This window comes from Marisediminicola antarctica (genome assembly GCF_009930795.1).
Lineage (GTDB): Bacteria > Actinomycetota > Actinomycetes > Actinomycetales > Microbacteriaceae > Marisediminicola > Marisediminicola antarctica.
This window is the reverse complement of sequence record NZ_CP017146.1, coordinates 129,353-143,622: the sequence shown is the minus strand read 5'-3', so window position 1 is coordinate 143,622 and position 14,270 is coordinate 129,353. Positions and strand designations below refer to the sequence as shown.

Genomic DNA, 14,270 nt, shown 5'->3' with positions numbered 1-14,270 from the left:
GCCGCGGCCGCGTCACCTCACCGGGTGCCGCGGCCGCGGTCGCGGTTAACCCCCATCTGACGAGACGTAAAGTAATGCAGTGAGCACAATGCAGCGCGGCCGAGGCGGCCGCATGATGGGTGGCGGCGACGCGTCGGCCCAGCGCAAGGAGAACGAGGGAGCCCCGAGCGTTCCCGACCTGCTCCGCCGCGTCGGAGACCTGTTCGCACCGCACAAAAGCACCCTCATCCTCACGGTCGTCCTTGTGGTGGTCGGCGCCGGCCTCACCGTGCTTCCGCCGCTGCTGACGAAGGTCGCCTTCGATCAGGGGCTCTTCCCGCCGGGGCAGGGGCCGGATGTGCCGCTGCTGGCCGAGGTCGTGGGCCTCATGGTCGCAATCTTCATCGTCAGCGCCGGACTCGGGGTCTGGCAGACCTGGCTCACCGCGACGGTGGGCAACAAGGTCATGGGAGCACTGCGCATCCGCCTGTTCGAGCACCTCCAGCGGATGGAGCTCGCGTTCTTCACCAAAACCAAGACCGGGGCGATCCAGTCGAGACTGCAGAACGATGTCGGTGGCGTCGCCGGGGTTCTCACCAACACCGTGTCGAGCGTCCTGGGCAACACCGTCACTGTCATCGCGGCCTTCATCTCCATGCTCCTGCTGTCGTGGCAGCTCACGATCGTGGCCGTGATTCTGATGCCGATCCTCGTGATCGCTCAGCGCCGTGTCGGCCAGGTGCGCGCCCGCATCGCGACCAAGACGCAGGAGTCGCTCAGCGACATGACCGCGATCACCCAGGAGACGCTGTCGGTCTCCGGCATCCTGCTCGCCAAGAGCTTCAACCAGCAGAGGGCGGAGACCGGACGGTACAGCGCCGAGAACGACACCCAGGTAGGCCTCCAGGTGCGGCTGCAGATGAGCGGCCAGTGGTTCTTCGCGACCGTGCAGATCTTCCTTGCCATCATCCCGGCAATCGTCTACCTCGTCTCGGCCTTCCTGATCCTCGGCGATGTGCCCATCACCGCGGGAACGATCGTCGCCTTTACGACGGTGCAGGCTCGGCTCATGTGGCCCCTTCTGGGGCTCATGCGTGTGGCCCTCGACCTGCAGACCTCGCAGGCGCTCTTCGCGCGCATCTTCGATTACCTCGACCTGAAGCCCGCCATCACCGATCGGGAGGGCGCGCGGCCGGTCAACGACTCCGGGCTCGGACGGGTCGTATTCGACGACGTCGTGTTCGCCTACCCGGACTCGCCGGCTGATACCCCGGCGACACTGAAGGGGATGTCGTTCGCGATCGAGCCGGGCCAGTACGCCGCGTTCGTCGGGCCGTCGGGGGCGGGCAAGACGACGGTGTCGTACCTGATTCCGCGCTTCCACGCCGTGAGTTCCGGCCGCATCCTGTTCGCTGGCGACGACGTGCGCGAACTCGAGCAGGAATCGCTCGTCGCGCACATCGGCATCGTGAGCCAGGAGACCTACCTTTTCCACGCGACCATCGGCGAGAACCTGCGGTATGCGAAGCCGGACGCGAGCGGGGGCGAGATCGAGGCGGCCGCCCGGGCCGCGAACATCCACGAGACCATCGCCTCGTTCCCCGCGGGCTACGACACCGTCGTGGGCGAGCGCGGGTACCGCCTGTCCGGCGGCGAGAAGCAGCGCATCGCTATCGCCCGAGTGCTGCTCAAGGACCCGGCTGTGCTCATCCTCGATGAGGCGACGAGCGCGCTGGACTCGATCTCGGAGCGGGTCGTGCAGTCGGCGCTCGACGCCGCCGCGCGGGGACGGACGACGATCGCGATCGCTCACCGACTGTCGACGATTGTGGGCGCCGACGTGATCTTCGTGGTGGATGCGGGGCGCATCGTCGAGCGAGGCACCCATGACGATCTCATGGCACTCGGCGGCGTCTATTCGGGCCTGTACCGGGAGCAGGTGCGGGCCGGCTCCTGACCGCCGCCCCAGCACCCGCTTCCATCATTCAGGAGTCTGGGCTGCCATCCGGCTTTCATCATTCAGGAATTGGGGCTACAACCTGGTTTCAGAATTCAGGAGTTGGGGTTGGAATTCACGAGCGTAGCGGTCGAGGAGCCCGGATTCAGGGTGATCGCGTGTGACCGACGCCGGAGGCTCCTGAATACTGTCGGCCGTCGTGGTCCGGAAGTCCTGAATGGTGAAAGCAGCATTCCGTCAGATGGCGCCTGACACCGTTCCCCGGCAGCCTCCACTCCTGAATGATGAAAGCGCGCGTGGCGGCTAGGGGGCGTCGAGGAGCTGCCACATGTAGTTGATCTCGCCCTGCTGCGAGGTGACGATGCCGCGCGCGAGGCTTGTCGCGACGGCGTTGTCGGAGCGGTCGAGCAGCGCCTCGGCCATTCCGACACCGCCCTCGTGGTGGGCGATCATCAGGGTGAGGAAGAGCTCGTCGGCCGCTTCGCCGTCCGCCGCGCGGAGTTCGGCGAGCTGCTCGGACGTCGTCAGCCCCGGCATCGGCTCCCCGGGAATGTGGGCTGCGCCCTCGCCGTTGTCGTGCCCGTGCGTGGCTCCGTCGAGTGCCGGACGGGTCATCCACGTCATCGCGGGCTCCGGTGATGCCGGTGGGACGCCCCAGACCGACAGCCAGCCGAACATCTGGCCGGCCTGCTGCGCCTGCGAGGTCGCGATGTCGTAGGAGAGCGTGAGCAGGTCGGGATCCGTTGTTGTGGATCGGATGATCATGGCCATCTCGACGGCCTGGTGGTGGTGGGTCTGCATGTCCCGCGCGAAACCCGCTTCGGCGCTCGTCGTCGATGGGGGCAGGGGCGCATTCGGCGCAGTCAGCCGCCCGATCGCGAGTCCGCCGACCACAAGCAGGAGCGCCGCGAGCCCGGCGGCGACCACGAGCCGCGTGCGCGGCCGAGCGCGGGCGGAGTCGTCCGACTCTGGCAGGGTCACGAAATCTTGCCGGCCCCATCGATCGCGCCGGTGCAGGCGGAACCAAGCTCGGGGGCGCTGCCGCCCTGCCAGAACTTGTCGACGAACTGCTGCAGCCGCTCATCCTCGACATCGTCGAGTTCGACCTGCTCGCTCCACGCGGACACCACAATCGGCGCCTGAAGCCCAGGGAAGGGCGCAAGCACGGAGTAGGTGTCCGGCACGGCATCCCGCAGCGCCTCCAGGTCATCGCCCGCAATGTCATCGGGGTTGTACGCCACCCACACGGCGCCGTGCTCGAGGGAGTGCACAACGTTCTCTGTCGGCACCGGCTCGGTGTAGATTCCGCAGTTGAGCCACGCCCCTGCGTGCTCGCCGCCGACCGCGGGGCTCTGCTCGTACTCGACGGGCTCGGCCACGTGATTGAAGGTCTGGCCGGCGATCTCCGGGTACGACTGCAGGCCCTGGATAGTAATGTCATCGGGTTCGACCCTGGGAGTGCTGTTGGTGACGACCGCGCCAATGACGAGTCCGACGACGGCGACCGCGGCGATGCTGCCGAGGCTGATCGCGATCGCGCGGTTGCGCTTCTCGGTGGCCTGCTTCTTCTTCAACGCCGCAACTTTCTCGGCCCGGCGCGCGTCGCGCTGTTGCTTGACGGTCAGCTCCTTGCGGGCGGCCGGCGGGATGGGCTGGGAGGTCGAATCGCGAGGGGGCAAGGCTGTGGTCCTGTCGTCGGTGCGGTTGTTGCACTACAAGGATGCCTTAGTCCGGTAAGCGCTGGGTGTGAGGGAGCCGGATGTCGGTGCCCCCGTAACATTCCGGGGCGCCTTGGTAGGCTCGCCGGGCGGGCTGCGAGTCCGCAATATCCTCCTTATCCGGCGAACCAGGGGCTGGCCCAGTGAAGTACGCAAATTCTGTGATCGACCTCGTCGGCAACACGCCGCTCGTGAAGCTGAACCACGTCACCGAGGGCATCTCGGCCACGATCCTGGTCAAGCTCGAGTACGTGAACCCCGGGGGATCGTCGAAGGACCGCATTGCAACGCGCATCATCGACGCGGCCGAGCGCGACGGGCTGTTGAAGCCGGGCGGAACGATCGTCGAGCCGACATCCGGAAACACCGGCGTCGGGCTCGCGCTCGTCGCCCAGCAGCGCGGCTACCGGTGCGTCTTCGTGGTGCCCGACAAGGTCGGAATCGACAAGCGCAATGTGCTCACCGCCTACGGGGCCGAGGTCGTCGTGACGCCGACCTCCGTCGCACCCGACAGCCCCGAGTCGTACTACGGGGTGTCCGACCGTCTCGCCCGCGAGATTCCCGGCGCGTTCAAGCCCAACCAGTACGCCAACCCGAACGGGCCGCTCAGCCACTATGAGACGACCGGTCCGGAGATCTGGCGGGACACCGAGGGCAAGGTGACGCACTTCGTCGCCGGTGTCGGCACCGGCGGCACGATCAGCGGCGTGGGCAAGTACCTCAAGGAGGTCTCGGGCGGAGCGGTGCAGATCATCGGCGCCGACCCCGAGGGGTCGGTCTACTCCGGCGGCACCGGCCGCCCGTATCTCGTCGAGGGCGTCGGCGAGGACTTCTGGCCCGAGGCCTACGACCCGAGCGTCGTCGATCGTGTCATCGCGGCATCCGATGCCGTCTCCTTCGCCCTGACCCGCCGGCTTGCGCTGGAAGAGGGACTGCTCGTCGGCGGATCGAGCGGGCTCGCGATCGCGGCCGCGCTCGAGGCGGCGCGGGACCTCGGCCCCGACGACGTCGTCGTCGTGTTGCTGCCCGACGGCGGGCGCGGCTACCTCGGCAAGATCTTCAACGACCGGTGGATGCGATCACACGGCTTCGCGACACCCGATGAGGGCGCGACGGTCGCGGACGTCGTCGCCGGCAGCGAACTCGCCCACCTGCGGCCCGAGCACACCGTGCGCGACGCCATCCGGCTCCTGCGCGAAACGGGGGCGTCGCAGCTGCCCGTGCTCTCTGCGGATCTTCCGGTCGTGCTCGGTGAGGTGCTCGGCGCGGTGCACGAAGACCGGCTGCTCGAGCTCGTACTCGCGGGCGACGCGGCAATGACGGATGTGATCGGCGGGCTCGTCGGCCCGCCGCTCGACCTCGTCGGGGCCGGCCAGTCGATTGAATCGGCACTCGAGGCGTTCGGCGCCGCCGACACACTCCTCGTGACCGATGGCGGCAAACCGCTCGCGCTGCTCACCCGGACCGACCTGCTCAGCTACCTCTCCAGCTGACCCTCGCCAACTGACGCTCGCCAACTGACCCTCTCCAACTGACGAAGGACCCCATGAGTCACGACTTCTCCACCCGAGCCATCCACGTCGGGCAGACCCCCGACAAGGCAACCGGCGCGGTCATCCCGCCGATCTACCAGACCTCGACGTTCGTACAGGACGGGATCGGGGGTTTCCGCGGCGGCTACGAGTACGCCCGCGGTGGTAACCCGACCCGCACCTCCCTGGAGGCCCTCGTCGCTGACCTCGAGGGGGCAGCCCACGGGTTCAGCTTCGCGTCTGGGCTCGCCGGCGAAGACACCCTTCTGCGCGCGATCCTCGCGCCGGGCGCTCGCGTCGTGATGGGCAACGACGTCTATGGCGGCACGCACCGCCTGGTCAACCGCGTGTTCGTTCCGTGGGGTATCGAGCTCGAAACCGTCGAGCTCACCGACCTCGACGCCGTGCGCGCCGCCGTCACGCCCGGAACTGCGGTGCTCTGGGTCGAGACACCCAGCAACCCGCTCATGAAGATCAGCGACATCGCGGCGCTCGCCGAGATCGGCCACGCGGCCGGCGCGATCGTCGTCGTGGACAACACTTTTGCTTCCCCCTACCTGCAGAACCCGCTCGCCCTCGGCGCCGACGTCGTCACGCACTCCACCACCAAGTACCTCGGCGGGCACTCCGACGTGCTCGGCGGGGCGGTCGTGACGAGCAACGAGGAGATCGCCGAGAAGGTCGGCTTCCATCAGTTCGCTGTTGGTGCGGTCCCCGGACCGATGGATGCCTGGCTCACGGTGCGCGGGATCAAGACCCTCGCCGTGCGTGTCGAGCGCCATTCGAGCAACGCGCGGGCGATCGCGGAACGGCTCGTCGGGCATCCGTCGATCGAGCGGGTCTACTACCCCGGCCTGGCAGAGCACCCCGGGCACGACATCGCGGCCCGGCAGATGCGCGGCTTCGGGGGCATGCTCTCGCTCGCGCTCCGGGGCGGGGCACCCGCTGCCCGAAAGCTCGTCGAGTCGACCGAGGTGTTCCTGCTCGCCGAGTCGCTCGGCGGTGTCGAGTCGCTCATCGGCTACCCGTCGGAGATGACCCACGCCTCGGTGCGCGGCACTGAGCTCGAGGTGCCGGACAACATCGTGCGACTGTCGGTCGGGATCGAGGGTGTCGACGACCTGCTGGGCGACTTGCTGCAGGCGCTCGACCGGTAGCCGACCCGCGCGCACACGTTGATCGGTACTTGCGGGTGGCGTGGCGTCGCGGGTGCGCCATAATGGTCTCGTTCGCGAAATGTGAACGTACACATCGCCGATGAAGCCGGGTACGACAGTCACCATGGAACCACCAAAGGTTCGCGCTCCCAACATCCGAGATGTCGCACGGCTCGCGGGCGTTTCGTACCAGACGGTGTCCAGGGTGCTCAACAACGCCGAGTCGATCAAGCCCAGCACCAGGCAGCGCGTGCTCGAGGTCATCGAGCAGATCGGCTACCGGCCGAACCAGGCGGCGCGCGCCCTCGTGACGAGCAAGTCGCGGACCATCGGTGTGCTGACCTCGCAGACGGCCCACTACGGCCCGACGACCAGCCTGCACGCCATCGAGGATGCGGCACGCGAGGCTGGCTACCTCATCACCACGACGAGCCTGTCGACAAGCGATCAGGGGGCAGTCACCGAGGGGCTCGAGCACCTCATGGCGCAGGCGATCGAGGGCCTTGTGGTCATCGCCCCGCAGGTGCGCGTATTCGACGCCTTCCGGCAGCTCGCCCTCACCATCCCGCTGGTGACGCTCGATTCCACCGGCCAGGATGCGCCCCGCAGTCTCTCGGTTGACCAGATCGCGGGCGCGAGGATGGCCACGACCCACCTCATCGGGCTCGGCCACGAGGAGATAGTCCATGTCGCCGGCCCGCGCGACTGGATTGAGGCGGAAGCCCGGATGCGCGGATTCCTCGATGCCATCAGCGCGGCCGACCTGAGAACCCACCGGCCCATCCTCGGTGACTGGACAGCAGACTTCGGGTACCACGTCGGCACCGAACTGCTGGACTTTCGCGACTTCACGGCGGTGTTCGCGGGGAACGACCAGATGGCGCTCGGCCTGTTGCACGCCTTCCGCAACGCCGGACTCGATGTTCCCGGCGATATAAGCGTGGTCGGCTTCGACGACATCCCGGAGGCCCGGCACTTCTTCCCGCCGCTCACGACGGTTCGGCAGGACTTCGCCGAGCTCGGCAGGCGATCGATCGCACTGCTCGTCGGCGAGATCGAGGGCGAGACCGACCTCGACCACGCGCAGATCCTGCCGGAGCTGATCGTGCGCGAGTCCACGGCCCGCGCTCGCGGCTGACGGCGGACTCACCGAGCCGGGAGCGAGCGCCTGCTGCGAGCCCGCGGGCTTGACAGGCACGTCAACCGGGCGGCTACCATGCAATGTGAGCGATCACATTTCGTGATCCGCTGCGATCCGCCGCCCTGACGAAGGAGTCTCTCGTGCCCGCTTCCGCCGCACCGATCACGCCGGAGGACCGATTCGTCGTCGGTGTCGACTACGGCACCCTGTCCGGTCGCGCCCTCGTCGTGCGCGTCTCCGACGGCGCCGAGTTCGGCACCGCGACCCACGAATACCCGCACGCCGTGATGGATACCGTGCTCGCCTCGACCGGCGAGCAGCTGCCGCCCGAGTGGGCGCTACAGGTGCCGGCCGACTATGTGGATGTGCTCAGGACCGCCGTGCCGCGGGCGATCGCCGCATCCGGAATCAACCCACAGCAGGTCATCGGCATCGGCACCGACTTCACCGCGAGCACCCCGCTCCCCGTGCTCGCCGACGGAACCCCGCTCAGCGAGGTTCCCGGCCTCGAGTCACGCCCGCACGCCTACGTCAAGCTGTGGAAGCACCACGCGGCGCAGGCGCAGGCCGACCGCATCAACGAACTCGCCCGCACCCGCGGCGAGAGCTGGCTGCCCCGCTACGGCGGGCTCATCTCGAGCGAGTGGGAGTTCGCCAAGGGCCTGCAGCTGCTCGAGGAGGACCCAGAGCTCTATGCCCGAATGGACCACTTCGTCGAGGCCGCCGACTGGATCGTCTGGCAGCTCACCGGCAACTACCTGCGCAACGCCTGCACGGCCGGCTACAAGGGCATCCTGCAGGACGGCGCATACCCCAGCCGCGGATTCCTCGCCGCGCTCAACCCCGAGTTCGCGGGATTCGCCGACGACAAGATCGCCCACGAGATCGGCCAGCTCGGTGAGAAGGCGGGCGTGCTGTCGGACCGGGCCGCAGCGTGGACCGGGCTCCCTGCCGGCATCGCGGTCGCGGTCGGCAACGTCGACGCGCATGTCACGGCGCCGGCGGCCCAGGCCGTCGAGCCCGGCCAGATGCTCGCGATCATGGGAACCTCCACCTGCCACGTCATGAACGCGACGGGGATCACCGAGGTGCCCGGGATGTGCGGCGTCGTCGACGGCGGGATCGTCGCGGGGCTCTACGGCTACGAGGCGGGGCAGTCCGGCGTCGGCGACATCTTCGCCTGGTACGTGAACAACCAGGTTCCGGGCCGCTATCACGAGGAGGCCGCGGCGCGGGGGCTCAGCGTGCACGAGTACCTGACCTCGCTCATCGAGGATCAGCCCGTCGGCGGGCACGGCCTCATTGCCCTCGACTGGCACAGCGGCAACCGCTCGGTGCTCGTCGATCACGAGCTCAGCGGAACCCTCATCGGCGCGACGCTCGCGACCCGGGCCGAGGAGATCTACCGGGCCCTGTTCGAGGCCACCGCGTTCGGCACCCGCACGATCGTCGAGACCTTCGCCGCGAGCGGCACCCCCGTGACCGAGTTCGTCGCCGCGGGCGGCCTGATCAAGAACCCCTTCCTCATGCAGGTCTACAGCGATGTGCTGCGGATGCCGGTGTCGACGATCGTGAGCGACCAGGGCCCCGCGCTCGGCTCCGCGATCCATGCCGCGGTCGCGGCGGGCGCCTATCGCGACGTGCGCGCCGCCGGCGACGCGATGGGTCGCCTCAACAGGTCCGCCTTCACCCCGAATCCGGATGCGGCTGACGCCTACGACCTGCTGTACGCCGAGTACACCCTGCTGCACGACTACTTCGGTCGCGGCGGCAACGGCGTCATGCACCGGCTGAAGGCCATGCGGCGGGGCGCGCTCGGGGGAGCGGGCGAGGTCTCCCGCGCCCACGCCGCGGACGAACCGGAGCACAGCGACCCAGCCGAGAGCGAGGTCGGGCCGTGAGTATCGACGACGACATCCGCCGCGTTCGCGCCGACGTCGCAGCCCTGCACGACCAGCTCACCCGCTACGGGCTCGTGATCTGGACAGGGGGCAACATCTCCGGCCGGGTGCCCGGCGCCGGCCTGTTCGTGATCAAGCCGAGCGGCGTCGAGTACGACGACCTCGACGCCTCGAACATGATCCTCTGCGACCTCGACGGCACGGTGGTCCCCGGGTCGGAGGGCAGCGATCGCAGCCCGTCGAGCGACACTGCGGCGCACGCGTACGTCTACCGCAACATGCCGCAGGTCGGCGGCGTCGTGCACACCCACTCCACCTACGCCACCGCATGGGCGGCCAGGGGCGAACCGGTGCCGTGCGTGATCACGGGCCAGGCGGACGAGTTCGGCGGCGAGATCCCGATCGGGCCGTTCGCGATCATCGGCGACGAGTCGATCGGCGAGGGGATCGTCGCGACGCTCTCTGGCCACCGCTCGCGCGCCGTGCTCATGCAGAACCACGGCGTCTTCACGATCGGCAAGGACCCGCGCGACGCCGTCAAGGCCGCCGTGATGGCCGAGGACGTCGCGCGGACGGTGCACATCTCCCGGCAGCTCGGTGAGCCGATCCCCATCCCGCAGGACAAGATCGACGCCCTGTTCGACCGCTACCAGAACGTCTACGGGCAGGCGCCCGTCGGCACGCTCGACGACACCACGCTCGACGACCCCGCAGTGAACGACGCCGCAGTGAACGACCCCGCACTGAACAACACTGGAGAAGACGTATGAACGGCTCGATCATTCCCGACCTCGCCACGTACGAGGTCTGGTTCGTCACCGGCAGCCAGAACCTGTACGGCGACGAGACGCTGCGCCAGGTCGCGGAGCAGTCCCAGCAGATCGCCAGCGCGCTCGGTGCCGCCCGCGACGTCCCCGTGACCGTGAAGTGGATGCCGGTGCTCAAGGACTCCGATTCCATCCGCCGTCTCGCCCTCGACGCCAACGCGAACGACCGCGTCATCGGCGTCATCGCGTGGATGCACACCTTCAGCCCCGCGAAGATGTGGATCACCGGCCTCGACCTGCTGCGCAAGCCGCTGCTGCACCTGCACACGCAGGCGAACGTGGAGCTGCCGTGGTCTGAGATCGACATGGACTTCATGAACCTCAATCAGGCCGCGCACGGCGACCGCGAGTTCGGCTACATCCAGACCCGTCTCGGAGTCGCCCGCAAGACGGTCGTCGGCCACGTCTCCAACCCTGTGGTCGCCGCGAGAATCGGCACGTGGACGCGCGCCGCGGCGGGCTGGGCGGCGACCCACGAGCTGAAGCTCGCCCGGTTCGGCGACAACATGCGCTTCGTGGCCGTGACCGAGGGAGACAAGACCGAGGCCGAGCTGCAGTTCGGTGTGCAGGTCAACACCTGGGGAGTGAACGATCTCGTCGAGGCGGTCGACGCCGCGACCGAGGCCGACGTCGACGCGCTCGTCGCCGAGTACGAGGAACTCTACGAGGTTGTGCCAGAGCTGCGATCCGGCGGGGAGCGCCACGACTCGCTGCGCTACGGCGCGCGCATCGAACTCGGGCTGCGCTCCTTCCTCGAGGCCGGCGGGTTCAGTGCCTTCACGACGAGCTTCGAAGACCTCGGCGGACTCCGCCAACTGCCCGGCCTCGCCGTGCAGCGACTCATGGCCGACGGCTACGGTTTCGGCGCCGAGGGCGACTGGAAGACCGCCGTTCTTGTTCGCGCGGCCAAGGTCATGGGCGCCGGGCTCCCCGGCGGGGCCTCGCTCATGGAGGACTACACCTACGACATGACCCCGGGCAACGAGCTCATCCTCGGTGCGCACATGCTCGAGGTGTGCCCGTCGCTGACGACCTCGAGGCCGCGCCTCGAGGTGCATCCGCTCGGCATCGGCGGCCGCGAGGACCCGGTGCGGCTTGTGTTCGATACGGATGCCGGACCCGCCGTCGTCGTCGCCCTCTCCGATATGCGCGACCGCTTCCGGCTCGTCGCGAACGTCGTCGAGGTCGTGCCGCTGCCGCATCCGCTTCCCAAGCTGCCGGTGGCCCGCGCGGTGTGGAAGCCCGAGCCCGACTTCGCGACAAGCGCCGCCGCGTGGCTTGTGGCGGGAGCCGCCCACCACACGGTGATGTCGACCGCCGTCGGCATCGACGTCTTCGAGGACTTCGCAGAGATCGCGCGCAACGAGCTCGTCGTGATCGACAAGAACACGAACCTGCGCGATTTCAGCAGGGAGCTGCGCTGGAACCAGGCCTACTACCGGCTCGCCCGCGGGCTGTAGCCGCGCCGCCGTGGCCAACATCACCGACGTCGCGAAGCTCGCGGGAGTCTCGCACCAGACGGTCTCGCGCGTGCTCAACGACGCCGCCGTGCGCCCGGCGACCCGGGCGCGCGTGGATGCCGCAATCCGGGAGCTCAACTACCGGCCGAGTTCGGCCGCACGCGCGCTCGTGACGCGCAAGTCCAACGCAATTGGTCTCATCGCGACCGGAGCGCCGTTGTACGGCCCGTCGAGCACCATGCTGGCCTTCAACGAGGCAGCTCGTTCGGCCGGGTACCAGGTCACCATCGCGAGCATGACGAGCGTTGACAGGACGGCCATGGTGAGCGCCGTCGAGGTGCTTCTCAGGCAGCGCGTCGAGGCACTCGTGCTCATCGTCGCGGATGTCGCGGCCTTCGACGCGATCGAGGGGCTCGAGATCGGGGTGCCCCTTGTTACGGCCGAGAGCAGCGGCCGGGAGGGATTCCTGAGTGTGTCGATCGACCAGTTCGCCGGCGCGCGACTCGCGGTGCGCCACTTGGTCGAGCTCGGTCACAGGAGAATCCTGCATGCCAGGGGTCCGGACTGGTCGGTGGATGCGGCCGAGCGCGAGCGGGGCTGGCGCGCCGAGCTCGAGGCCTCAGGGCTGCCTGTTACACCGCCGCTCGTGGGCAGCTGGCTGGCCAACAGTGGCTATGCGATCGGCACCGAGCTCACCCGAACCGGGGCGGTCGGGGCGCGCGCGGCGACAGCTATCTTCTCGGCCAACGACCAGATGGCGATCGGCCTGTTGCATGCGCTCGCGGACGCCGGCTTGCGAGTTCCGAGAGACGTGAGCGTTGTCGGCTTCGACGATATCCCCGAGAGCGTGCACTACTCGCCCCCGCTCACGACAGTGCGCCAGGACTTCGCCGACCTCGGCGCCCGAATGATGGAGACGCTGCTGCAGGTTCTCGACGGTCGTCCGCCGTTCGAACCGGTGCATGCGACCCCCGAACTCATCGTGCGCGCGTCGACGGCACCCGTAATCCCGTTACCGAACCGTGAAGTGAATGCTTGACACGGCCCCAGGGAAACGGATTAGCATGTAGTCCACAATGTGACCGTTCACATTGAGCACACAACCTGCACCGGTGTCCACCGATCGCATGACGAAGAGGTCAAGCAGTGAGCACGATCCCACCCTCCCCCACGCGCGCAGACCACGTCGTCGCGCCGCGGAACCCGGTGGGCCGCGCCCGTGATGCCCGCCTCCTCCGCCACGCGGTCGCCGACACGCACCTCCCTGACTCGCCAGGCACCCGGCCCCTCGCCGGGTAGGCGGACGACGGCTGACCGCATGGACGAGGTCGGCCCGATGAGCACCACGCAGTTCCCGAAGTCCAAGCACCCACGAAAGGAAACACAGTGAACAACAGGAAGATTCTGGCGACAATTGCCGCCGGAGCACTCGCGCTCGGCCTCGCGGCCTGCGCACCCGCCGACGACGGCGGCGGCGGCGGCGCAACCGACGGCGGCGGCGAAGGCGGCCTCGTCGGCGTCGCGATGCCGACGAAGTCGTCCGAGCGCTGGATCCAGGACGGCGAAGCCGTCAAGGCCCAGCTCGAAGAGGCCGGCTTCGAGGTCGACCTTCAGTACGCAGAAGACGACATCCCGACCCAGGTCCTCCAGATCGAGAACATGATCACCAAGGGCGCAGTCGCCCTGATCGTCGCCTCGATCGACGGAACCACGCTCACCAACGTGCTCGAGGACGCCGCAAGCCAGGACATCGCGGTCATCGCGTACGACCGACTGCTGCGCGACACCGAGGCCGTCAGCTACTACGCCACGTTCGACAACTTCCTCGTCGGACAGCAGCAGGCCTGGTCGATCACCAACGGGCTCGGCCTCACCGAGCTCGACGGAACCCCGATCGACGGCGCTCCTGCCGGACCGTTCAACATCGAGTTGTTCGCCGGATCGCTCGATGACAACAACGCGTTCTTCTTCTTCAACGGCGCCATGGACGTGCTCCAGCCGCTGATCGATGACGGAACGCTCGTCGTCAAGAGCGGCCAGACCGAGATCGAGCAGGTTGCCACCCTCCGTTGGGACGGCGAGACCGCACAGAGCCGCATGGAGGACATCCTCACCGCGCAGTACTCCGGCGGAGACAGGGTCAACGCTGTTCTGTCGCCCTACGACGGCATCAGCCGTGGAATCATCTCGGCACTCCAGGGATCCGGTTACACGGTCGGCGCCGAATGGCCCATCATCTCGGGTCAGGACGCCGAACTCGACTCCGTCAAGGCGATCGTCTCCGGTGAGCAGTACGCCACCATCTTCAAAGACACCCGCGACCTCGCGTCGAAGGCCGTCGAGATGACGGTTGCGGTTCTGGACGGCGAAGACCCCGAGGTCAACAACACCGAGGACTACGACAACGGCGTCAAGACCGTGCCGTCGTACCTGCTCGAGCCGATCATCGTCGTCGCGGACAACATCCCCGAGGTGTTGATCGACAGCGGCTACTGGACCGACGCAGAGATCAACGGCTAGTCACATCGCACCGCGATAGCAGCACACAGCACCAACACGCCGGTGGGGAGTACCCAGGTACCCCCACCGGCGAACACA

Annotated in this window: 11 protein-coding genes; 9 read left to right on the top strand and 2 right to left on the bottom strand. The window is 68.1% G+C overall.

Annotation, left to right across the window (positions count from 1 at the left end):
* Positions 1-88: 88 nt before the first annotated feature.
* Positions 89-1,936: an ABC transporter ATP-binding protein gene (locus BHD05_RS00635; RefSeq protein ID WP_202614325.1), complete on the top strand. Its 1,848-nt coding sequence runs from the start codon at positions 89-91 to the stop codon at positions 1,934-1,936.
* A 303-nt stretch (positions 1,937-2,239) separates the two neighbouring features.
* On the opposite strand, the gene BHD05_RS00630 is transcribed toward BHD05_RS00635, so the two are convergent.
* Entirely contained in the window at positions 2,240-2,917 is a 678-nt protein-coding gene (locus BHD05_RS00630) for a DUF305 domain-containing protein (protein WP_236966594.1), read from the bottom strand.
* Positions 2,914-3,615: a DUF3105 domain-containing protein gene (locus tag BHD05_RS00625; protein WP_161884721.1), complete on the bottom strand. Its 702-nt coding sequence runs from the start codon at positions 3,613-3,615 to the stop codon at positions 2,914-2,916. Before BHD05_RS00625 ends, BHD05_RS00630 begins: the two co-directional genes overlap by 4 nt.
* 182 nt (positions 3,616-3,797) lie before the next feature.
* Between BHD05_RS00625 and BHD05_RS00620 the strand changes: the two genes are divergently transcribed.
* The 8 genes from BHD05_RS00620 to chvE all read left to right on the top strand — a co-directional run bounded on the left by BHD05_RS00620 (position 3,798) and on the right by chvE (position 14,192).
* Positions 3,798-5,147, top strand: a complete 1,350-nt coding sequence (locus tag BHD05_RS00620; RefSeq protein ID WP_161884720.1) for a cystathionine beta-synthase — start codon at positions 3,798-3,800, stop codon at positions 5,145-5,147.
* 53 nt (positions 5,148-5,200) lie between these two features.
* Positions 5,201-6,343 (top strand): cystathionine gamma-synthase, encoded by a 1,143-nt coding sequence (locus BHD05_RS00615; RefSeq protein WP_161884719.1) that lies wholly within the window; start codon positions 5,201-5,203, stop codon positions 6,341-6,343.
* Positions 6,344-6,443: 100 nt separating this feature from the next.
* Positions 6,444-7,481, top strand: coding sequence for a LacI family DNA-binding transcriptional regulator (locus tag BHD05_RS00610; protein ID WP_161884718.1), 1,038 nt, complete (start codon positions 6,444-6,446; stop codon positions 7,479-7,481).
* A 143-nt stretch (positions 7,482-7,624) separates the two neighbouring features.
* Positions 7,625-9,385, top strand: coding sequence for a ribulokinase (araB, locus tag BHD05_RS00605; RefSeq protein WP_202614251.1), 1,761 nt, complete (start codon positions 7,625-7,627; stop codon positions 9,383-9,385).
* The gene (locus BHD05_RS00600; RefSeq protein ID WP_161884717.1) at positions 9,382-10,155 is read left to right on the top strand and encodes an L-ribulose-5-phosphate 4-epimerase; all 774 of its coding nucleotides are present in this window, start codon (positions 9,382-9,384) and stop codon (positions 10,153-10,155) included. The genes araB and BHD05_RS00600 overlap by 4 nt, the downstream gene beginning before the upstream one ends.
* Positions 10,152-11,672: an L-arabinose isomerase gene (gene araA, locus BHD05_RS00595; protein ID WP_161884716.1), complete on the top strand. Its 1,521-nt coding sequence runs from the start codon at positions 10,152-10,154 to the stop codon at positions 11,670-11,672. Before BHD05_RS00600 ends, araA begins: the two co-directional genes overlap by 4 nt.
* A gap of 10 nt (positions 11,673-11,682) precedes the next feature.
* Complete coding sequence (locus BHD05_RS00590; protein ID WP_161884715.1) at positions 11,683-12,711, top strand: LacI family DNA-binding transcriptional regulator; 1,029 nt, start codon at positions 11,683-11,685, stop codon at positions 12,709-12,711.
* A 347-nt stretch (positions 12,712-13,058) separates the two neighbouring features.
* Positions 13,059-14,192: a multiple monosaccharide ABC transporter substrate-binding protein gene (gene chvE, locus BHD05_RS00585; protein WP_161884714.1), complete on the top strand. Its 1,134-nt coding sequence runs from the start codon at positions 13,059-13,061 to the stop codon at positions 14,190-14,192.
* The last annotated feature ends 78 nt before the right edge of the window (positions 14,193-14,270 follow it).